General features: G+C 60.6%; 17 protein-coding genes. 5 read left to right on the top strand and 12 right to left on the bottom strand.

Features of this window, described 5'->3' with window-relative positions; all coding sequences use genetic code 11:
- Positions 1 to 2: 2 nt before the first annotated feature.
- The 7 genes from ACZ9HU_RS13995 to ACZ9HU_RS13965 all read right to left on the bottom strand — a co-directional run bounded on the left by ACZ9HU_RS13995 (position 3) and on the right by ACZ9HU_RS13965 (position 7,074).
- Positions 3 to 1,436, bottom strand: coding sequence for a lipopolysaccharide biosynthesis protein (locus ACZ9HU_RS13995; RefSeq protein WP_476105842.1), 1,434 nt, complete (start codon positions 1,434 to 1,436; stop codon positions 3 to 5).
- Positions 1,433 to 2,677: a WcaI family glycosyltransferase gene (locus ACZ9HU_RS13990; protein WP_476105841.1), complete on the bottom strand. Its 1,245-nt coding sequence runs from the start codon at positions 2,675 to 2,677 to the stop codon at positions 1,433 to 1,435. Before ACZ9HU_RS13990 ends, ACZ9HU_RS13995 begins: the two co-directional genes overlap by 4 nt.
- The gene (gene fcl / locus ACZ9HU_RS13985) at positions 2,677 to 3,606 is read right to left on the bottom strand and encodes a GDP-L-fucose synthase (protein ID WP_476105840.1); all 930 of its coding nucleotides are present in this window, start codon (positions 3,604 to 3,606) and stop codon (positions 2,677 to 2,679) included. The genes ACZ9HU_RS13990 and fcl overlap by 1 nt, the downstream gene beginning before the upstream one ends.
- Before the next feature lie 9 nt (positions 3,607 to 3,615).
- The gene (gene gmd, locus ACZ9HU_RS13980) at positions 3,616 to 4,710 is read right to left on the bottom strand and encodes a GDP-mannose 4,6-dehydratase (protein WP_476105839.1); all 1,095 of its coding nucleotides are present in this window, start codon (positions 4,708 to 4,710) and stop codon (positions 3,616 to 3,618) included.
- Positions 4,711 to 5,138: 428 nt separating this feature from the next.
- The gene (locus ACZ9HU_RS13975; protein WP_476105838.1) at positions 5,139 to 5,699 is read right to left on the bottom strand and encodes an LptA/OstA family protein; all 561 of its coding nucleotides are present in this window, start codon (positions 5,697 to 5,699) and stop codon (positions 5,139 to 5,141) included.
- 94 nt (positions 5,700 to 5,793) lie between these two features.
- Positions 5,794 to 6,441 carry an LPS export ABC transporter periplasmic protein LptC gene (gene lptC, locus ACZ9HU_RS13970; protein ID WP_476105837.1) on the bottom strand — a complete coding sequence of 216 codons (648 nt, stop codon included), beginning with the start codon at positions 6,439 to 6,441 and terminating at the stop codon, positions 5,794 to 5,796.
- Positions 6,442 to 6,450: 9 nt separating this feature from the next.
- Entirely contained in the window at positions 6,451 to 7,074 is a 624-nt protein-coding gene (locus ACZ9HU_RS13965) for a ribonuclease D (protein ID WP_476105836.1), read from the bottom strand.
- 66 nt (positions 7,075 to 7,140) lie between these two features.
- Between ACZ9HU_RS13965 and ung the strand changes: the two genes are divergently transcribed.
- Together ung and ACZ9HU_RS13955 are read left to right on the top strand one after the other, a co-directional pair.
- A complete protein-coding gene (ung, locus tag ACZ9HU_RS13960; protein ID WP_476105835.1) occupies positions 7,141 to 7,830 on the top strand; it encodes a uracil-DNA glycosylase in 690 nt (229 codons plus the stop codon).
- Between the two features lie 75 nt (positions 7,831 to 7,905).
- Positions 7,906 to 8,574, top strand: a complete 669-nt coding sequence (locus ACZ9HU_RS13955) for an N-acetylmuramidase domain-containing protein (RefSeq protein WP_476105834.1) — start codon at positions 7,906 to 7,908, stop codon at positions 8,572 to 8,574.
- A gap of 324 nt (positions 8,575 to 8,898) precedes the next feature.
- Here ACZ9HU_RS13955 and ACZ9HU_RS13950 read toward each other — a convergent pair whose 3' ends face one another.
- From ACZ9HU_RS13950 to ACZ9HU_RS13935, 4 genes are all read right to left on the bottom strand, one after another.
- Positions 8,899 to 10,335, bottom strand: coding sequence for a glutamate synthase subunit beta (locus ACZ9HU_RS13950; RefSeq protein WP_476105833.1), 1,437 nt, complete (start codon positions 10,333 to 10,335; stop codon positions 8,899 to 8,901).
- A gap of 23 nt (positions 10,336 to 10,358) precedes the next feature.
- Positions 10,359 to 14,999, bottom strand: a complete 4,641-nt coding sequence (gene gltB, locus ACZ9HU_RS13945; protein ID WP_476105832.1) for a glutamate synthase large subunit — start codon at positions 14,997 to 14,999, stop codon at positions 10,359 to 10,361.
- Between the two features lie 256 nt (positions 15,000 to 15,255).
- Positions 15,256 to 16,383, bottom strand: a complete 1,128-nt coding sequence (locus ACZ9HU_RS13940; protein WP_476105831.1) for a hypothetical protein — start codon at positions 16,381 to 16,383, stop codon at positions 15,256 to 15,258.
- A gap of 60 nt (positions 16,384 to 16,443) precedes the next feature.
- On the bottom strand, positions 16,444 to 17,673 hold the full coding sequence (locus tag ACZ9HU_RS13935) for a TIGR04063 family PEP-CTERM/XrtA system glycosyltransferase (protein ID WP_476105830.1): 1,230 nt from the start codon (positions 17,671 to 17,673) through the stop codon (positions 16,444 to 16,446).
- A gap of 137 nt (positions 17,674 to 17,810) precedes the next feature.
- On the opposite strand from ACZ9HU_RS13935, the gene ACZ9HU_RS13930 reads away from it, so the two are divergent.
- From ACZ9HU_RS13930 to ACZ9HU_RS13920, 3 genes are read left to right on the top strand one after another with little or no spacing between them, the layout of a single operon-like run.
- Entirely contained in the window at positions 17,811 to 17,975 is a 165-nt protein-coding gene (locus tag ACZ9HU_RS13930; RefSeq protein ID WP_476105829.1) for a hypothetical protein, read from the top strand.
- Positions 17,968 to 19,344 carry a DUF5935 domain-containing protein gene (locus ACZ9HU_RS13925; RefSeq protein ID WP_476105828.1) on the top strand — a complete coding sequence of 459 codons (1,377 nt, stop codon included), beginning with the start codon at positions 17,968 to 17,970 and terminating at the stop codon, positions 19,342 to 19,344. Before ACZ9HU_RS13930 ends, ACZ9HU_RS13925 begins: the two co-directional genes overlap by 8 nt.
- Positions 19,345 to 19,366: 22 nt before the next feature.
- Positions 19,367 to 20,500: an acyltransferase family protein gene (locus ACZ9HU_RS13920; RefSeq protein WP_476105827.1), complete on the top strand. Its 1,134-nt coding sequence runs from the start codon at positions 19,367 to 19,369 to the stop codon at positions 20,498 to 20,500.
- On the opposite strand, the gene ACZ9HU_RS13915 is transcribed toward ACZ9HU_RS13920, so the two are convergent.
- A complete protein-coding gene (locus tag ACZ9HU_RS13915; protein ID WP_476105826.1) occupies positions 20,501 to 21,463 on the bottom strand; it encodes an FkbM family methyltransferase in 963 nt (320 codons plus the stop codon). It lies immediately after the preceding gene.
- Positions 21,464 to 21,506 lie beyond the last annotated feature (43 nt).

Genomic DNA, 21,506 nt, shown 5'->3' with positions numbered 1-21,506 from the left:
GCTCACTTCTTTCCCTTGCCATGCAGGCGTTCAGTTGCATTACGGACGGCGGGTTTGACCATGTCCCACCGGATCATGCCGCGTCTGATGGCCATGCGCCACACCCACGCCGCCATCACGATTTCCTGCGCGACCATGGCCATGCCCATGCCTTCTACGCCATTATGGCGAACGGCCAAAGCGCCCAGGGCCACCGACACAAGGCTGCAAAACAGATAGAAATAGGTGAACCGCGCATGTTCATTGATCGCACAGATCAGATTGGACATGGGCACCCATAATCCGTTCAGAACCATGGCCGCAAGCATCAACCCCAGCAGCGCGGTCGAGGGATGGACAACGCCATGGGTCCAGATCGCGATGATCGGTTTTCCCAAAAGGAACAGCACAGGCGCCGCGGGCAACAGCAACAAGGCTGCAACGGCCAGATTGGCCAGCACCAGCATCGTTTTGCCCGCTTCATTGCCGGTTGCGTGATGCACCGTGTAGCGCGGCATAGACGCAAAGTTGAAGCGATAGGTGAATTGCAACGCTGTGCGGCTGATGGTGCGCAATGTCGAAAAGGCGGGAACAGCCGCCGGACCGGCCATGGCGCCAATGACCATGACCGACCCTTGCAAGGTTACGCCTTGGGCCGCGGGCAACATGAAAGCGGCCACGGCAGGTTTGATCAAACGCCTGATTTCTTCGCTGTCAAAGCGCCAGCCGGCCAATGCGCTCCAGGGCGCGATTCTGCGAAGGAACAGGCCCAGCAAGCCAGAAAAAAGCGCGCGGCAGGCCAAATAGGTCAAGGCCACTTCTTCAGGCCCATATCCAATCGCCGCCACCGTCAGAGCGGCAAGCGTTTCGGTCAAAAGGCAGGTGTCATAGACCGTCTGCCAGGTGGCAAAAGCGTCTGCGGCGCGAAATCCGGCGGCGGTCACGGCATTTTGCATCGCCAGAACGGTATAAGCCAGCATAGCCAATACCGTCACCCAGGCGCGGCCATGGGTAAATGGCTGGGCAAAGTCGAGCGTCTGCGGGCGCAAACCCAGCACATAGATGCCGATAATCGACCCCACCGTCAGCGCCATCAACAAGGATGTCCAGCGCAGGCTGGTGTGAATGCGAGCAGCTTTTTCGAAATGGCCCTGCGCCGTTGCCGACGTCATGGCATTGGCGCCTGCCGCCGTCAGGCCCAGGTCAGCCATGGCCAGCATTTGCGGAACCGTGAACAGCAGCACCCATGCGCCATATCCGGCCAGCCCCCAATGGCTGGTCAAAACCGGCACGGAAATCAGTTGGATGGCCAATTGGATGAATTGGGCGTAAATGCCGGCCAATGTGCCGCGCCCCAGCCGTGAAAACAGCGCCTTGCGCAACTTTCCCGGTTTTGGCGCCGCGCCATGTGGTGAAACGCTTGATGCCTCGCCAGAGGGCATGGCGGGGGTTGTCACCTTTGGCCTCCGCCCACCAATTGGGTGGCGCGTGCTTCTAGGCGGCCGATGATGGATTGCATCGACCATCGCTCCACCGACCGTTCGCGGCCGACGGCAGCCATGGCGGCGCAGGTTTCCGGATCATCGGCCAAAGTGACGATGGCCTGTGCCAAGGCGGCGGCATCGCCGGGCTTGGTGCAAAGTCCGCAACCATCCACTTCGTCATACAGACCTGTGCCCTGTTCGGTCGTGGCGACAACCGGGCGCCCGGACGCCAGCATATTGGTCAGCTTTGATGGCAAAACCAGATCCGCCGCGCCCGGAATTTGGGGCAGGAGATGAATGGTGGCCAGACCCAGCAATTCCCCCATGCGCGCCGAGGGTTGCAGCCCGTGAAACTGGATATTGCGCAAGCCTTGGGCCAATTCCTGCAATCTTGCGCGGTTGGGCCCGTCGCCACAGATGACAAAGGCAATGTCATCGCGGTCCTGCAACTTGCGGCTGGCCTCGATCAGGATGTCGATGCCCTGTTTGTTGGCGATATTGCCCGAATAGAGGCAGACTTTTTTACCCTCCAGCCCCCACTCGGCGCGATAGGCGCCGCCATGGCTGGGATCGGGCTGGATCGTGCTGTCGGCCCAGTTGCGGATTTCGATGGTGCGCGCAGCAGGGATGCCTTTTTCATGAAGTTTGGCAACCATCTGTGGGCTGATCGAGGATACAATATCGGCCAGCCCCAGCAGCAAGGCTTCGGCCTTGGCGCCCCATTTGGCCAAGCCGCTCTTTTCCTGCACCAAACCGGTGGCAAAGGCAGCCTCGACCTCGAAATCCTGAATATGCACCCACAATTTCGCCCCCGACATACGGGCCGCGATCCAAGCCACCGGCACGCTGAGAAGGGCAGGGGCGATGCAGAACACCACCTGAGGGCGATTCTTGCGGGCCAGACGGATGGCAGGGCCAAGCGCGCTCAAAGCGTAGCTGGCCAGATGGATGATACGCTTCAGTCCGGTGGGTTGGGCCGGGACATAGAGGGGGCAACGGGTGATCGACACCCCGTCCTCGACCGACTTGCGCCAGCCTCCGCGCCATTCCTGCGGAACATGCCATGCCGGATAATAGGGCTTGCCCGAAATTACCGAAACCGAATGTCCGCGCGCGGTCAACGCACGGGCCATGTCGGCGGTGTAACGGGCGATGCCAATTTCCTCGGGCGCATAATTCAGCCCGACGATGGCGAGCCGAAGCGCCTCAGCCATCAGGCAATCTCTTGCAGAAAGTGGCTATAGGCGTCCGCAATACCCTCTTTCAGCCCGATCTTGGGCTTCCAGCCCAAATCGTGCAGACGGGTGGAATCCATCAGCTTGCGCGGTGTGCCGTCAGGCTTGGACAGATCATGGACAATCTCGCCTTCATAACCGATGACTTCCATCACCAGTTGCGTCAGTTCGAGGATCGAAACATCCGAGCCGAAGCCAATGTTGACGTGTTCCTGCGCCGAATAATTCTTGAGCAGATGGATGCAGGCATCGGCGCAATCATCGGCATGCAGGAATTCACGCCGCGGCGTGCCGGTGCCCCATACCTCGACCGTACCGCCGCTTTGCTTGGCATTGTGAACCTTGCGGATCAAGGCCGGCATCACATGGCTGGTTTCAAGGTTGTAATTGTCGCCCGGACCGTACAGGTTGGTGGGCATGCCGCTGATATAATCGGCGCCGTGCTGGACCCGATAGGATTCGCACAGCTTGATCCCGGCAATTTTGGCGATCGCATACCACTCGTTGGTCGGTTCCAACGGGCCGGTCAGCAGCGCATCCTCGGTAATCGGCTGGGTCGCAAATTTGGGGTAAATGCAGGAAGAGCCAAGAAACAGCAGTTTGCCCACATCAACCCGATGCGATGCCTCGATCAGGTTCGCCTCGATCATCAGGTTATTATAAAGGAAGTCAGCCGGATAGGTGTTGTTGGCCATAATGCCGCCCACCTTGGCGGCGGCAACCACGACCACATCGGGCTTTTCCTTCGCCATCCAGCCACGCACGGCGGCCTGATCCATCAGGTCCAGATCGGCGCGTCCTGCGGTGATGACTTCGCAATTTTCGCCGGCAAGCCGCCGCACCACGGCGCTGCCGACCATGCCGCGATGGCCGGCAACGAAAACGCGCTTGCCCGAAAGATCAAACATTGCGCTTCCTTACTGGAACTTGGCGATGGGCGCGTCGCGCATGACTTCAAGATCGGCCTGAACCATTTCGCGCGCCAGTTCGCGAACGGTGGTCTTATGCGTCCAGCCCAGCTTTTCCTTGGCCTTGGCCGGGTCACCGATCAGCAGGTCCACCTCGGTCGGGCGGAAATAGCGCGGGTCGATTTCAATGATGACCTTGCCGGTCTTCTTGCAGATGCCCTTTTCCTCGACGCCATCGCCGGTGAATTCCAGATCAATGCCCACATCTTCAAACGCCCAGCGCACAAATTCGCGCACCTCGGTTGTTTCGCCCGTGGCCAAAACGTAATCGTCGCCTTCGTCCTGCTGCAACATGCGCCACATGCCTTCGACATATTCGCGTGCGTGGCCCCAGTCGCGCTTGGCGTCCAGATTGCCCAGATACAGCTTTTCCTGACGACCCAACGAGATCGCCGCGGCCGCACGGGTGATCTTGCGCGTGACAAAAGTTTCGCCGCGCAGCGGGCTTTCGTGGTTGAACAGGATGCCGTTGCTGGCATGAATGCCATAGGCCTCGCGATAGTTCACCACGATCCAGTAGCCATAAAGCTTGGCCACGCCATAGGGCGAGCGCGGGTAGAAGGGCGTCGTTTCGCGCTGAGGCACTTCCTGCACCAGGCCGTAAAGTTCCGAGGTTGAGGCCTGGTAGAAGCGCGTCTTCTTTTCCAGCCCCAGAATACGGATAGCTTCGAGCAGGCGCAGCGTGCCGATGGCGTCGGCATTGGCCGTATATTCGGGCGTGTCAAAGCTGACCTGCACGTGGCTCTGTGCCGCCAGATTGTAGATTTCGTCCGGCTGAACCTGCTGAACAATGCGAATGAGGTTCGTGGAATCCGTCAAATCGCCATAATGGAGATGGAAACGGGCGTTCTCGACATGGGGGTCTTCATAGATGTCTTCTACGCGGCCCGTGTTAAAAGAGGACGATCGGCGCTTAAGGCCGTGAACTTCATAGCCCTTTTCCAAAAGGAGGCGTGCCAGATAGGCTCCATCCTGGCCAGTTACACCAGTGATCAGTGCAACTTTTCCTTCGTGCGAAGCGCCTTCTAGGGTGGGGCTTGTCATTGTATCTATCGCCTCAATTTTATTCGCAGATGCAACATATCTAACCGGAGCCGTGATTTTTGCAAGCTACATTCTTCGGCGATTGCTTAAGTAAACATACTTATTCTGTGCCAAAATTGTACCTGATGGATTGGTGTTGATATTTCGCCGCTTTTTCCGATCTCTCGGCAGGCCGCGCTTGTTGATGTTGGCATCGACGACTCAGTCCAAATGATTGCCGAAAAGCCAAAAAGGCATGGCATCTCTATTTGCAAAGGGCCATTTTGGTTGGCGCGCGCGCTTTGCAATATTCCGGGCTCAGTACAAAATCTGGCGTCGATAGGCCCGTTCCGCCATGCGCTTGGCGGACGCCAATTTGACCCTATCTGGGAAAAGCGTGAAATATTGCGAACCAAAATATCGGTGTTCGCCCGGTGCCACAGGGATGCTTATGGTGTTGTCGCGTTTCGTTTGGCGACCGTAAAGCTGCCCGTCACGCGGCCGCCGCTACTCTTGTCGCCCGACCCCGAAGACGCGCCCACGAAATTGGAAATGTGCCGATCAAGGTCGATGACCAATCTCTCACCCTTGCCATTACCGCGCGCATTTTGAAGCCGCACATTGCCCACCACCGTGATCACGCGCCGGGAAAAATCATAGGTTGCCAGATCGCCCCAAACGCGATCGTCGCCTTGTGTGATTTCGACGTTGCCGGTGGCATCGATCCGCTGAATTTTTATATCATTTTTGTCGGCACCCTGGCTGTCATAGGCCACCGTCGTGCGCGCAGAGCGCATGCGCAGATCTTGCTGCGTAATATCGACATTGCCTGTCAGCAGCACGCGCTTGGCCTTATCCTGCACCTCGATCCGGTCGGCGGCATAATCAACGGGCTTGTCGCTGTCGTACCGGGCCGCGCTTTGGGCGAGCGAAGTGCTTGCAGGTCCGCCCAGCGCAACGCAAAGCGCGCTCAAGGCAAGGAGGCGGTGGTAAGGGGCAAGCTTTGACATATTAGGCATGACCTGGCTCTTAGCCCAAGGCTGGCCCTGGGTGAAGCCACGTTTGCGCCGCGGCTTCGTGAAATTGGAAATTAGTGCTAATCCCTTATTGGGGAATCTTCATCTTGCTGGGCGTCATGCGCAATCTTGCCCGCCCTTCCAGAACGATCTTTCGCTCCGAAATATCGGCTGACATGCGTTCTGCGGAAAATGTGCCGGCCGGCACCGTTCCCGTTACGCCGCCGGTGGCGGTTGCCCGACGATTTTTGAGGTTGATGGCGACATCGCTGGTTTGCATCCGATAGCCATCGCCTTCGGAAAGGCGCACGGGACCGGCAACCTGCATCACCTCGCGGTTCAGATCATAGCGCGCCGATGGGGCCTCGACGATTGCGGGGCCATCGGCCATGCCCAGGCTGGCGTTCAATTGGCGCATTTCGACAATCGGAACCTGCGCCGAATGCTGCACCGCCTGCCCTGCGTTCAATTCAAAGGCGCGCCCCTTGTCATCGGTCCCGCGATAGCTGGCCGCCGTGACGGCAAGCCGCTCCTTGGCAATCGCCACTTTGTTGCGGTCAAGCAGGAACGAAACTTCGCCATGGGGAAAGATCGGGCTGACCACCATGACGGCGGTGATCATGCCCACGCCGATGGGCAATGCCGAAAACAGGAAACGGATCATGCGATCATGCGCTCCGCCGGGCGCGGCTTTGGCGCGGCGGCGGTTGCGCAGAAGATCGGCACCGATGGTCAAGGTGCTAACTCAAGCCGACATGTGGCTGAAGATGTCGTGGTCGGGCCACCCGGCCAGATCGAGTTCCGCCCGTGCGGGCAGGAAGTCAAAGCAAGCCTGCGCCAGAGCGGTGCGCCCTTCACGTTCCAAACGCGTGACCAGAATGGCATGGGCCGCGTGCAGATAGCGCACGTCGCTGGCCGCATATTCGCGCTGGGCATCGGACAGTTCCGCGCCGCCCCAATCGCTCGACTGCTGCTGCTTGCTCAATTCCTTGCCAAGCAATTCGCGGACCAGATCCTTCAGGCCATGGCGATCGGTATAGGTGCGTACCAGCTTGCTGGCGATCTTGGTGCAGAACACCGGGGCCGCCACCACGCCCAGATAGTGCTGGATCGCGGCAATGTCGAAACGGGCAAAGTGATAGATCTTGACCCGCTCCGGATCGGCCAGCACCGCCTTCAGATTGGGCGCGGCATAATCGCTGCCCGGTTTGAAGCGGACGAGATGTTCATCGCCCTTGCCATCGGCAATCTGGACGACGCACAGCCGGTCGCGGGCCGTGATAAGGCCCATGGTTTCGGTATCCACCGCAATCGGGCCGGGAGCCAGCACGCCTTCGGGGAGATCTTCTTCGTGGAGATAGACAGCCATTGTGCCAAAATGCTTAGGACGAAGCGAGCTTTGTGAAAAGCCCTGAATAAGGCAGGAAGGCAGATTATGACGGCCAGTGACGCAGTTCCCACAAGTTGGCGTGATGCGCTGGCGCCTGTGCTCTCGACGCCGCAGGCCGGATCGCTGTTCGATTTCCTGCAATCCGAAGAGGCGGCGGGCAAGGTGATCTATCCCCCGCGCGATCAGCGTTTTGCTGCGCTGGAATTGACCCCGCTGGATGCGGTCAAGGTGGTGATTCTGGGGCAGGACCCCTATCACGGCCCCGGTCAGGCCCATGGGCTGAGCTTTTCGGTGCCACGTGGCGTGCGGATCCCGCCCAGCCTTGCCAATATTTACAAAGAGTTGAAGGCAGACGTCGGTTTTGTCCCGCCCGCCCATGGGGATCTGTCCGGCTGGGCGCGGCAAGGGGTGCTGCTGCTCAACAATGCCTTGAGCGTTGAGCAGGGCAAGGCCGGATCGCATCAGAAAAAAGGCTGGGAGGCGATCACCGATGCCTGCGTCGCGGCGGTGGCGGGGGGGCGGCAACCCTGCGTCTTCATGCTGTGGGGTAGCCATGCGCAGAAAAAGGCCGCGCGCGTGCCGGGCTTGCTGGACGGGCGTCATCTAGTGCTGAACGCACCCCATCCCAGCCCGCTGTCGGCCTATAATGGGTGGTTTGGCAGCGGTCATTTTTCAAAGGCGAATGAATTTCTCGTTTCTGTGGCGCGCGATCCGGTGGATTGGGCTGCGCAATGATTTTTGGTGAATATGATGTTTCCTAAATTGCCAAAATGGTAAACATAGGTTCCCTTTTTTAACGAAAGGGGATTTATGACCATCACAGAACTGCAAAAAGCCATTGGCGTTCACCCGGATGGCCTGTGGTGCAACCTCTCTCGCAAAGCCTTGCTCCACACTTTCACCAGCAGCAATACGGCAGCGTTGAGTGCCGATCAGGCCAGCCTGATCGCCAAACGCTTGGGAGTCAGCGCCAAGCAATTGTCCGCCGTCGGCAAGGTCGAGGCCGCCGGCAGCGGCTTTGACAAAGACAAGCGCCCTAAAATCCTGTTTGAACGCCACAAATTCCACAAATACACCGGCGGCAAATATTCGATCAGCAGCTTCAGCAACCCGCAGTCGGGCGGCTACAATGAAAACAGCTGGGAAAAGTTGCTGGATGCTGTCGTGACCGGACAGGTCGATGCTGCCTTCATGGCCTGCTCATGGGGAAAATTTCAGGTTCTGGGCGAGTATTGGGACGATTTTCACTTCGCCTCCCCCTTCGAAATGGCGCTATCAACCGTCGCATCAGAGGCCGGGCATTACCAATTGCTGGCCTATTACGTCGAAGCCAACAATTTGCAGGACGAGATGGCGGCGCTGTCCACCAATGCGGAAACCTGCCGCGCCTTTGCCAGAGCCTATAACGGCCCCAAGTACGAGCAATTCGACTATCACAACAAACTGGCTGCAGCGATGAAGCAGGCGGCGGGTTCTTAAAGCCTATGCCAGATGGCCACGGCAATGTCGAAAAATGTCATACCCGCGATGGGCGCCACGAAAAGCAGCAAGAGATTAAGCCCGACAAGTGAAATGACCATTTTCTCCCTCGGACGGCTCAGTTGCGGTTTTTCGCGCCGTGGGGCCGGGCTCCAAGGTTCGTGAGGCGGCCAGGGATCGCTTGTGTCGAGGAACATGGGCATCGACTCCGGTGAGTTTTGCCCATTCTACGCCAACATCCCGGCCAGCCAAGCGACAGGCAAAAGAAAAAGCGCTGACAGGTCGGCCCCGTCAGCGCTTAATTCTTGCACTAATCGCGCTTGATCAGCGCGGCAGTTCGGTCACGCCCATCAGCGCTTCGTCCACCGCGCGGGCGGCCTGACGGCCCTCACGGATGGCCCACACGACCAAGGACTGACCACGGCGCATGTCGCCGCAGGCAAAGATCTTGTCGTCGCTGGTGCGATAGGTGTTGGTGTCGGCCTTCACATTGCCGCGCGCGTCCAGCGTCACGCCGGCCTGATCGAGCAGACCCTGCTTGCGCGGGCCGACAAAGCCCATGGCCAGCAGGATGAGGTCGGCCTTGAGCGTGAATTCGCTGCCCGGCACTTCGACCATCTTGCCGCCTTCCCATTCGACGCGGACGCATTCGAGGCCGGTGACGACCCCGTTTTCGCCCACGCAGCGCTTGGTCAGCACGGCAAATTCACGGGCCACACCTTCTTCATGGCTGCTCGACGTACGCAGCTTGAGCGGCCAGTTGGGCCAGCTCATCGCCTTGTTTTCCTTCACCGGCGGTTCGGGCATGATTTCCAGCTGCGTCACCGACAGCGCGCCCTGACGGTTGGACGTGCCAACACAGTCGCTGCCCGTATCGCCCCCGCCGATCACCACGACATGCTTGCCCGTGGCGGTCAGGCTGCCACGCGGCGCGGCGCGGATTTCATCGTCGCCCGCAACGCGCTTGTTCTGCTGCGTCAGGAATTCCATCGCAAAGCGCACGCCGGGCAGTTCATAACCCGGAATGTTGAGCGGACGCGGATCTTCCGCACCGCCCGCCAGCACGATGGCGTCAAAGTTTTCCTTCAGCGATTCCACCGAAACATGCACGCCCACCTCGACCGAGGTGCGGAATGCCACGCCTTCGGCTTCCATCTGCACCATGCGGCGGTTGATGAGGTGCTTTTCCATCTTGAAGTCGGGGATGCCGTAACGCAGCAGCCCGCCGATGCGGTCGTTCTTTTCAAACACCGTCACCGAATGACCGGCACGCGCCAACTGCTGGGCCGCGGCCATACCGGCCGGGCCCGAACCCACCACGGCCACCGACTTGCCGGTCTTCTTGGCGGGCACCTGCGCGGTGATCCAGCCATTGTCCCAGCCCTTGTCGACGATCGCACATTCGATCGACTTGATCGTCACCGGCTGGTCAATGATGTTCAGCGTACAGGCCGCTTCGCACGGAGCGGGGCAGATGCGCCCCGTGAATTCCGGGAAGTTGTTGGTCGAATGCAGCACTTCGAGCGCATTCTGCCAGTCGCCTTCATAGACCAGATGGTTCCAGTCCGGGATGATGTTGTTCACCGGACAGCCGTTGTGACAATAGGGAATGCCGCAATTCATGCAGCGCGAGGCCTGGCTTTTCAGCGCAGGCTCGGCATGCGGGATCACGAATTCCTTGTAATGCTTCACGCGCTCCTTCGGGTCCGCATAGGTGCGGTCCTGACGGTCAAGCTCGAGAAAGCCGGTTTCCTTGCCCATGTGTAATTCCTTCCTTCTCGAACTTATTCTGCGGCCACGGTTTCGGCGGCCAGACGCTCAGCTTCAAAGCTGCGCAGCGCCTTGGCATAATCACGCGGCATGACCTTGACGAACTTGGTCAGCGCGTTGTCCCAATCTTCCAGCAGATCGGCGGCGCGCTTGCTGCCGCTGTGGAGCTTGTGACGTTCGAGCAGAATGCGCAGACGTTCGGCATCGTGACGCAGCATGTCGCCCATGCCCAGATCCTGAACCGAGACGGTGCGCTGCTGCGGACGGCCTGCGCCGTCCTCTTCATCACGCGCCGCGCTGATCGGCAGGATGTCGACCTGTGCCGGATTGACCAGATCGGCAAAGTTGCCAGCCTCGTCATAGACATAGGCCACGCCGCCCGACATACCGGCCGCAAAGTTGCGCCCGGTCTTGCCCAGAACGACCACCACACCGCCGGTCATATATTCGCAGCCATGATCGCCGGTGCCTTCGACAACGGCGATTGCGCCCGAATTGCGCACCGCGAAACGTTCACCCGCAACACCGGCAAAGAAGGCTTCACCGCTGATCGCGCCATACAGCACCGTGTTGCCCACGATGATGTTTTCGGTCGGCTCGCGCTTCACGAAATCGGGCTGCTTGACGATCACGCGACCGCCAGACAGACCCTTGCCCACATAGTCATTGCCGTCGCCCGTCAGCTCCAGCGTCACGCCATGCGCGAGGAAGGCGCCAAACGACTGACCCGCGGTGCCGGTCAAGGCGATATGGATCGTGTTGTCGGGCAGGCCCGCATGACCATAACGCTTCGCCACCTCGCCCGAGAGCATCGCGCCGACCGTGCGGTTGACGTTGATGACCTTGCGCTCGATGCGCACAGCCTTGCCCTCGATCAGAGCGTCGCTGGCCGCAACGATCAGATCATTGTCCAGCGCGCCGCCCAGACCGTGGTCCTGCGTCTCGCTCCAGTTCAGGCTGGGCGAGATGCCATCGGGAACCTTGTGCAGCAGGCGCGAGAGGTCGATGCCTTCGGCCTTCCAGTGCGCGATGGCGCGCTTGGGTTCCAGACGGTCCACGCGGCCGACCATTTCGGCGATGGTCTTGAAGCCCATCTCCGCCATGATGGCGCGCAGTTCTTCGGCCACAAAGAAGAAGTAGTTGATGACATGCTCAGGCTGACCCGTGAAGCGGGCGCGCAGAACGGGATCCTGCGTTGCCACGCCAACGGGGCAGGTGTTGAGGTGGCACTTGCGCATCATGATGCAGCCCGCAGCGATCAGCGGCGCGGTTGCGAAACCGAACTCGTCAGCGCCCAGCAGCGCGGCCACCGCCACGTCGCGGCCCGTGCGCAGGCCGCCGTCGGCCTGAACACAGATGCGCGAACGCAGGTTGTTGAGCATCAGCGTCTGCTGCGTTTCGGCCAGACCGATTTCCCACGGCGAACCGGCATGCGTCAGCGAGGTCAACGGCGAAGCGCCCGTCCCGCCTTCATAGCCCGAGATCGTGACATGGTCTGCACGCGCCTTGGAAACGCCCGCGGCCACCGTGCCCACGCCCACTTCCGACACCAGCTTGACCGAGATGCGCGCGCCGGTGTTCACGTTTTTCAGGTCGTGAATGAGCTGCGCCAAGTCTTCGATCGAATAGATGTCATGGTGCGGCGGCGGCGAGATCAGGCCCACACCCGGGGTCGAGTGACGGGTCTTGCCGATGGTCTTGTCGACCTTGTCGCCGGGCAGCTGGCCGCCTTCGCCGGGCTTGGCGCCCTGGGCCATCTTGATCTGGATGTCATCGGCATTGACCAGATATTCGCTGGTCACGCCGAAACGGCCCGATGCCACCTGCTTGATCGAGGAACGCAGCGAGTCGCCATTGGGCAGCGGCTTGAAACGAACCGGATCCTCGCCGCCTTCGCCCGTGTTCGACTTGCCGCCGATACGGTTCATGGCGATGGCCAGCGTGGTGTGCGCTTCCCAGCTGATCGAGCCATAGCTCATCGCGCCGGTGGCGAAACGCTTGACGATTTCGCTCGCCGGTTCAACCTCGCTGATGTCCAGCGGCTTGTCGGCCTTGCGGAAGTCCAGCAGGCCACGGATCGTCAGGTTGCGCTGCGACTGATCGTTGATCGTCTCGGCAAATTCCTTGTACTTTTCAGGAACATTGCCGCGGACCGCATGCTGCAGGCTGGCGATGTTGGCCGGCGTCCAGGCGTGTTCTTCGCCGCGGATACGATAGCCATAGATGCCGCCCACATCGAGCATGTTCTTGTAGATCGGGTTGTCGCCATAGGCCGCCGCGTGGCGACGTACGGTTTCTTCCGCGATCTCCTTGAGACCAGCGCCCTCGATGGTTGTGGCCGTGCCGGTGAAATAGGCGTTGATGAAGCTGCTCGACAGACCGATGGCGTCAAAGATCTGCGCGCCGCAATAGGACTGATAGGTCGAGATGCCCATCTTGGACATGACCTTCAGGATGCCTTTGCCCACCGCCTTGATGTAGTTCTTCTTCACCGCCTTGGCGTCGAGCGGGATCTCCTTCTTCACGCGGATATCTTCCAGCGTTTCAAAGGCCACATAGGGGTTGATCGCTTCGGCGCCGAAACCGGCCAGAACGCAGAAGTGATGCACTTCGCGCGCTTCGCCCGTTTCCACCACAAGGCCCGCCTGCATACGCAGACCCTGACGCACCAGATGGTGATGGATCGCGGCCGTCGCCAGCAGAGCGGGCATCGGGATGCGATCGGGGCCCTGCGCACGGTCGGACAGGATCAGGATGTTGTGATCGGCCAGCACCGCTTCGGTGGCCGCCCAGCACATTTCCTTGATCGCCTGTTCCAGACCTTCTGCGCCTGCCTTGGCGTCCCAGGTGGTGTCGACCGTGGCGGTGCGGAACGCGCCGTCAAGCGCGGCTTCAACGCTGCGGATCTTGGCCACGTCTTCGTTGGTCAGGATCGGCTGGTCGATTTCCAGACGCTTATGCGTGCCCGCTTCCTTGCCCAGCAGGTTGGGGCGCGGACCGATCATCGACACCAGCGACATGACCAGTTCCTCGCGGATCGGGTCGATCGGCGGGTTGGTCACCTGCGCAAAGTTCTGCTTGAAGTAATCGTAGAGCAGACGCGACTTGCGCGAGAGCACGGCAATCGGCGTATCGGTGCCCATCGATCCGATCGGGTCATCGCCATTGCGGCCCATCGGTTCGAGGAACTTGGAAATGTCTTCCTGCGTATAGCCAAAGGCCTGCTGACGATCGAGCAGCGTGGTGGTTTCCACCGGCAGCTGGGCCAGTTCGGGTTCGACGACATCAAGATCCTTGATGTTGTACTGGGCCGATTCCAGCCATTCTTCATAAGGCTCGGCATTGGCGAGGCTGGCCTTGATTTCCTCGTCCTCAATGATGCGGCCCTGTTCAAAGTCGATCAGCAGCATGCGGCCCGGCTGCAGGCGCCACTTTCGCACGATCTTCTCTTCCGGAATCGGCAGAACGCCGCTTTCCGAAGCCATCACCACGATGTCATCGTCGGTCACAAGGAAGCGGGCCGGGCGCAGACCGTTGCGGTCCAGCGTCGCGCCGATCTGGCGGCCATCGGTAAAGGCCACGGCGGCCGGACCGTCCCACGGCTCCATCAGCGCGGCGTGATATTCATAGAACGCGCGGCGCTTGGCATCCATCAGCGGGTTGCCCGCCCACGCTTCGGGGATGAGCATCATCATCGCATGGACCAGCGGATAGCCACCCGCCACCAGCAGTTCGAGCGCATTGTCGAGGCTGGCCGTGTCGGACTGACCATGCGGAATGATCGGCCACATCTTGTCGAGGTCGGGACCAAGCAGTTCCGACTGCATCGAGCGGCGGCGCGCGTTGATCCAGTTCACATTGCCGCGAACCGTGTTGATTTCGCCGTTATGCGCGATGAAGCGGAACGGATGCGCCAGCTTCCAGCTGGGGAAGGTGTTGGTCGAAAAGCGCTGGTGAACCAGACCCAGCGCCGAAACGCAGAGCGGGTTCGACAGGTCCGGATAGAAGCTGCCGACCTGCGTGGCCAGCAGCAGACCCTTGTACACGATGGTACGGGTCGAGATGCTGGGCATATACAGTTCGGTCAGGCCCGGCAGACCATGCTTTTCGGCCAGAGCGGCCAGCGGGTTCTGCGTCTGCTTGCGGATGGCCAGCAGCTTGCGTTCAAAGGCGTTCTGGTCGGCGCAATGTTCACCGCGTCCGATGATGCACTGGCGAATCACCGGCATTGATTCCATTACGGCCTTGCCCAGACCATCGGTGTTCACCGGCACATCGCGCCAGCCGATCAGGGTCTGACCTTCCTTGGCGATGAACTTTTCAAAGAATTCAACCACGAAATTGCGGCTGGCTTCATCACGCGGCAGGAAGCACATGGCCACCGCATAATCGCCCGGCTGAGGCAGGGTCACGCCCGCGCCCTTGGCCCAGTCGCGCAGCAGCGCATCGGGGATCTGGATCAGGATGCCCGCACCGTCGCCCAACAGAGGGTCGGCGCCCACCGCGCCGCGGTGGTCGATGTTTTTCAGAATTTCCAGTGCCTGCGTAATAATGGCATGGCTTTTTTCGCCTTTGATATGCGCGACAAAACCCACACCGCACGCATCGTGCTCGTTACGCGAATCATAGAGGCCCTGGGGCTCTGGAAATCCCATCGATTGTCTATCCCACATTTCGCGCCCTCTGCCGTCTCTATGGCAGGGCGCAACCTGAACCCGTGTCTTTGGAACGCGAATCCCCCGCCCGCGCGAACGCGGGAGGAATACGCAACTTGCCCCATGACGTCAGAACGCAGCTTTTGCAACCGGCAATGGCCCAATTTGGCGTATTTGGCGCGTTTCAGGCGAAAGGATTTGCCGTTTGCGCGCCTTTTGTCAGTGTATTGATGCGTTGAGAGGGGTTTTGCGGCAACTATTTAACGTCGCGCAGCGAGGCCAGAGCCGCGCGCAGCGCATCACCCGTGCCATCGGGTGCCGGGGCCAGAGCGGGTTCGGGCGCCACGGATTTGGGGCTGCTCTGCGGTGCGCTTTGATGCCGATGCAGAGCTTGGGCCAGCCTTTCGAGCAATTCGACATGGCTGAGCGATTCGAGCGAAGCCGTCGCGACATGTTCCGCAACGCTTGGCCCATCCAGCGTGATTGAAGGGAAACCGGCCACCGACTTGGGCGTCGGGGCGGGTTGTTCGATGACGGGTTCGATTTTGGTCTGGGCCACAATTTCGGGCACAATTTCGGCCACCGGTTCGATGACCGTTTCCGGCATAAGGCTGGATGACGGGATGACCGGTGCGGCCGGGGCCGGGTCGATCTGGAAAAAGCGGAAGGGCTGGCTGATCGGTTCGGCGTTGGCCGATTGGGCCGGGGTTAGTTCCGCCAGCACCGATTCGGTCAGCACGGGGCGCTGCGCCACCACCTCAACGGGGGCCTGAACCACCACCGGCTGCGGCTTCCAATCCCAAGAGGGTTCTTCGGCCGGCGGGGGCGGGGCGGGCACATCGTGCAAAACCTGCCACGTTTCGGCCACCGGCGGGGGCGGCGAATAGCTGGGCGCGGTGCTTTGCTGATTGACCTGCGGGGCCGGTTCATAGGCGGGCTTTTCAACCGGGTGGTTGTCAAAGCCATGCTCGCCCAATTCGGCATGGGCCTGAATCGGCTGGCGAGCGGGAAAATCGGGATGGGCGTCCGCGCTGCGGCGGCGCAGGGGATTGGCTTCGCGCTGGGCTTCCTGCCACGCCTTTTGCGCATAGGTTTCGCGCGGGGCCAGTTTGCGCACCGCAACCCAGCCCAGCAGCGCGCCCAGCAGGCCAAAGGCCACCGCCAGCATCAACCGCGCCGTGGTGCCCAGCGGGGGCGTCGCCATCGGCAGGATCAGGTCCAGCTGTAAGGACAGAACGATGCGTTCAAGCAGTTCTCCGCGCACGGCCAGCGTCGAAAGCGCGAAAGTGGCCGCCAGCCACACCGGAACAACCGTGCCAAACAACGGATGTTGGGTGATGGCCTGCCAGCCTTGCCCTGCAGAAGGTGAATGCTTCGTTGCCAAGGTCCCGCCCTTACGTCCTGCTCGCTCGGTTTTCTGCGCTTTTCCGGGCGAATCGGTGTGTCATGCCGCTTCGCTACTCCGAAGAATTACATTAACGGGTGCCAGCATTTGGTAAACATTGAGATAACGCTTGGCATTGGTGGCCCAATCATGTGCGCTTTCGACATGATCGCGCCCCGCCGCCAGACGTTGGCCCCAGTTTGATCTATCCGAGAGCAATTCGGCAAGAGCCTTTGCACAGGCATCGGGATTATCCGGGGTAAACAAGGTGCCCGTGACCCCATCGGTCATCAATTCGCGGTGGCCGCCCACGTCGCTGGCCGCCACCAATTTACCCTGCGCCATGGCTTCCAAGGGCTTTAACGGCGTGACCAGATCGGTCAGGCGGCTCTTTTTACGCGGATAGGCCATGATGTCGCAAAGCGCATAGTAACGCTCGACCTGGGAATGGGGCACGCGGCCCATAAAGCGAATCGCATGGGCTGCGCTCGAAGCCGCCGCCCGTTCCCGCAGCGCCGATTCCATCGGTCCGCCGCCCACCAGCAGCAATCGCGCATCGGGATGCACCGCGATCAGGCCGGGCATGGCGTCGATCAGATCGTCGATGCCTTCGTAATCGTAAAAGCTGCCGATAAAGCCGATGACCGGGCCGTCACCCAGCCCCAATTCCTCGGCCAGCGCCGGTTCGCGCTGGGTCGGGTTACCGAACAGGGCCAGATCGACGCCATTGGGCATGATGGTGATTCGCGCCGGATCATTGCCCCGCGCGATGAGGTCATCCTTCAAACCCTGACAGATGGTGACGACCGCATCCGCACCGCTCACTACGTGGTTTTCCAGGGTGCGGGTCAACATATACTTGATGTCGCCCTGTCGCCCGGTGCCATTGCCGACGGAGGCATCTTCCCAAAAGGCGCGGATTTCATAGACCAGCGGAATGCCCAGTTTTCGCGCGACGCGCAGCCCCGCCATCCCGCACAGCGCGGGCGAATGGGCGTGCAGCACATCGGGGCGCCACTGGCGGCACACATCCTCGATCGATTTGGCAAAGGCGCCGATTTCGCGCCATTCGCGCAGGCCCGCCGGACCTTTCGCCTCGCCGCGGGTGCGGTAAAAGGTCAGGCCCTCGGCCTCCTCGCAATCCGGCCCATCGGCATAGTGGCGTAACCCCGTCACCCCGCGAACCTCCAGCCCCAGACCTTCCTGCGCCTTAAGAATGGCGCGGGTGCGGAACGTATAGCCACTGTGCAGCGGCAACGAGTGGTCGAGCAGGTGGAGGATGCGTGTCATGGCGGATTTCCTAGGCGATAAAGGCTTAACGTCCCGTCAACCGCTGCTTGCTATTGCCTGTTGCGTGGCTGGTCCTTTGCCGATTCCCGATCCTGTTTCGGGGTGGGTGATCGGATGGCAAAGAGGGCACCTCTTCGATGATTGACTATTTCGCGATCGCCTTGACCCATGGCCTGCTGGCGCTGGCCTGTCTGCGCCTGTTGACGCGCAACGATCTGGACCGCGACCCCGCGCCCGAAGAGGAAGTGCCGTTGGAGGCCGAGGCGGAAAAGAAGGCCAAGTGGAGGGTCCGCCGTGCTTGATCTATTCCTGACCGGATTTGTGGGACTGATCCTGTTGATGGGTTTGCGGCGTCCCTTTGTCTGGGTGCTGGCCTATCTCTATGTCGACATCGTCGCGCCGCAGAAGATCTCCTATGCGCTGCTGACCAATGTTCAGCTTTCGCTGGTGGTGTTCATGCTGGCGGTGGTCGGCTGGCTGTTCTTTGACAACAAGCAGGGCGCAAGGGTCAGCGGCCGTCAGGTGCTGATGGTGCTGCTGCTGGTCTATTGCTATTTCTCCACCCAATCGGCCGATTTCCCGGTCGAGGCGGCGGATAAATGGTCGTGGGTGTGGAAATCGCTGGTCTGGGCCATTTTCCTGCCGCTGGCGCTGCGCACGCAATTGCGTATCGAGGCCGCGGCTCTGGTGATGGTGCTGTCGGCGGGCGCGCTGATTATCGATGGCGGGCTCAAGACGATGGCGGGCGGGGGCGGCTATGGCGCGCTCAAACTGTTCATCAATGACAATAACGGCCTATACGAAGGTTCGACCATTTCCTGCGTTGCCATTGCCATCATTCCGCTGGTGCTGTGGCTGGCCAAGGACGGGACGATCTTTCCCGCCAACAGCAAGACACGCATCTTTGCCTATGCGCTGATCTTTGCCGCCTTGCTGATCCCCATCGGGACCGAGGCGCGCACGGGTCTGGTCTGCGCCGGGCTTTTGGCGGTGCTGATGATGCGGGCGGTCAAGTATCGCTGGCTCTATGCCGGGGCTTTGGCACTGGCTGCGCTGTTGGTTCAGCCCTTGCTGCCCAACAGTTTTTCCAACCGCATGGGCACGATTGAAAACAACAAATCCGACCAGTCGGCCGCCACCCGCCTTGCGGTGTGGAAATGGACGCTGGGCTATGTGGCCGAACATCCCTTTGGCGGCGGGTTTGACGCGTTCCGCGGCAACAAGCTGGAAATCGTGACCAGCAATGACGATGGTTTCGGCAGCAATTCGACCAAGATCATCGATGAAGGCCGCGCCTATCACTCGGCCTATTTCGAAATGCTGGGCGAACAGGGCTGGCCCGGTCTGGCCATGTGGCTGACCTTGCAGATCAGCGGGCTGATCCAGCTTGAAGGCGTGCGTCGCCGGTTGCGCAAGAGCGAGGCGCCCTCCGACCGGCGCTATGCCGATCTGGCGCTGGCGTTACAGCAGGGGCACTTTGTCTATCTGTTGGGCGCGGGCTTTGTCGGCATTGCTTTCCAGCCGTTTGTTTACATGCTGATCGCGCTGCAAATCGCGTTGGTGCAACAGGTGCGGCGCAAGACGACGCCCGTGACCGTGGCCCAGCGCAAGATGCAGGTTCCCGGCAACAAGGCGCCCATGGCCACCGGAAAACCGGCCGGCGCCAACTGATCGCACAGCCCGGGGGGGATGGGTGGCCACGACAGCCTTTGATCGGACAGCACAAAGCGCTTCAGCCAGCCTGCCCGGACAACGGGCGCTGGCGCCCCAGCTTGACGCGCTGACGGGGCTGCGCGGATTGGCGGCATGGTTTGTCGTGCTGTTCCATGTCCGCGTCACATTGCGCGAGACGATCGGCCCTCTGGGCACCGCGATACTGAGCCAGGGTTATCTGGCGGTGGATCTGTTCTTTATCCTGTCGGGCTTTGTGCTGTGGCATTCCTGCGCGGAAAATCCGGCCTATCGCGGGGCGGGGGGGATGATGCGCTTCTGGTGGCGGCGGATCGCGCGGATCTGGCCTTTGCATCTGGTGATCTTGGGCGGGTTTGTGGGGTTTGTCGGGCTGCTGGCGATCACCGGGCGCGATACGTCCTTCTATCGCTGGGGTGAATTGCCGCTTCATGTGCTGCTGCTGCAAAACTGGGGCATGACCTCCGGGCTGAACTGGAACGAACCGGCATGGTCGATTTCCTGCGAGTGGGCGGCCTATCTGCTTTTTCCCTTTACGGTGATGATGGCCCCGTGGCGGCAATGGTCAACCGGGGCGCTGGTGGCACTGGGCTGCGGCTTTCTGATCGCGCTATGGGCCATTTTCGAGATAGCGGGCGGGGCCGATTACATGGGCCATGACATCACGCATACCGGGTTGATGCGTTGTCTGTGCGAATTCTGGACCGGCAATGTGCTGCGCCTGTTGTGGGAGAGGTGGCGCGATGTGCCACAGATCTGCACCGCAACATGGGCGGCGATGGTTGTGCTGCTCGAAGGCGGGGTGGTGCTGCATCTGCCCGAAGCATCCTATGTCCCGGCCTCTCTGGCGGCGCTGATTCTGGCGCTCTCGCTGGAGGATCGGCTGCTCGCGCGTCTGCTGCGCTCTGGCCCGCTGCACTGGCTGGGAGAGATCAGTTACTCGACCTATCTCTCGCATTTCCTGTTATTTGTGCTGTTCAAACTGGTCTTTGTCGATCAGTCGATGCAGATCGGCTGGGGCAAATTGGGCCTGTTCCTGCTGATGGTGCTGGCGGCCTCGGTGGCGCTTTACTATCTGGTGGAAAGACCGGCCCAGCAATGGCTGCTGCGCCGGTCCATCCATCGCGTCACGGCCTGATCACTCGGGCTTTTTGCTCAGCACCAGATCCATCGCCGTGGCAAAGGCCCGCGCATTGTCGGGATGCACCATCAACAGATCGCTCTGTTCACGCGGCAGGCTGTGGATGATCTCCAGCGGCTTGTCCTTGTAATGCAGCGAATCGAGCCAGTCATAGCTGTTGAACATGCGGATCGGCACATAGCCGCAGGCAACAAACCGGTCGAACAACGCGGTCCATTCGCCATCATCGGCCGGCGTTGCCTCGACGCTTAACGTCGGGCGGCGGGTGAAGCGGTCAAGCTGGTCAAGGAACTGGTGCAGGACCGGCACTTCTGCGCCTTCGATGTCGATCTTGATGAAGGAGCAATCCGCGCATTCCGCCGCGCTCAACACATGGTGCAGAGGCATCGCCTTGACCTTGGCGCCGCCGGTGCGATGGTCGCCGGGCAGCAGGCTGGTCATGCCGATATTGGTCTGCGGCCCTTCATAGATGGTCAATTCGCCTACTTCGCGGGCCACGGCGCAACTGCGCACATCGATGTTGGTGGCCCCGTTGCGGGCACTGTTTTCCCGCACATATTCGGCCAGACGCGGCAGAGCCTCGATTGCGATCACCTTGCCGTCATGTCCGGCCAACTGACTGAACATCAGGGAATAATAGCCGATGTTCGCGCCAATATCGACGATCACCGTGTCCGGTTCGATCAGATGTTTCATCAGCGCCGTCATATGCGGCTCCCACAATCCGAAATGCAGGATGCTGGCCTGGATCAGATCATGGGCTTCGCAATCGAAACTGGCGCCAAAGACGGTGGTGGCGCGGCTGCGCGGGAAAAACCGATTATAGACCCGCTTGTAAAAGCGCAGCAACGTGCGTTCGCCCCAAGGCACGCTGGCAATCGCCTTGAGCACAAGGCCCGGATTTGGTCTTATTTCCTTTGCGGCAATATTGGCGCCGCCCCATGCCAATGTAACAGCCACGTCACCCTCCTGTCTTTCGGTGGTAACGTGGCTATCATGGGCA

This window comes from Novosphingobium sp. Sphag1I, assembly GCF_056279125.1.
The sequence above is the reverse complement of the archived record's forward strand: the minus strand, read 5'-3'. Positions and strand labels throughout refer to the sequence as shown.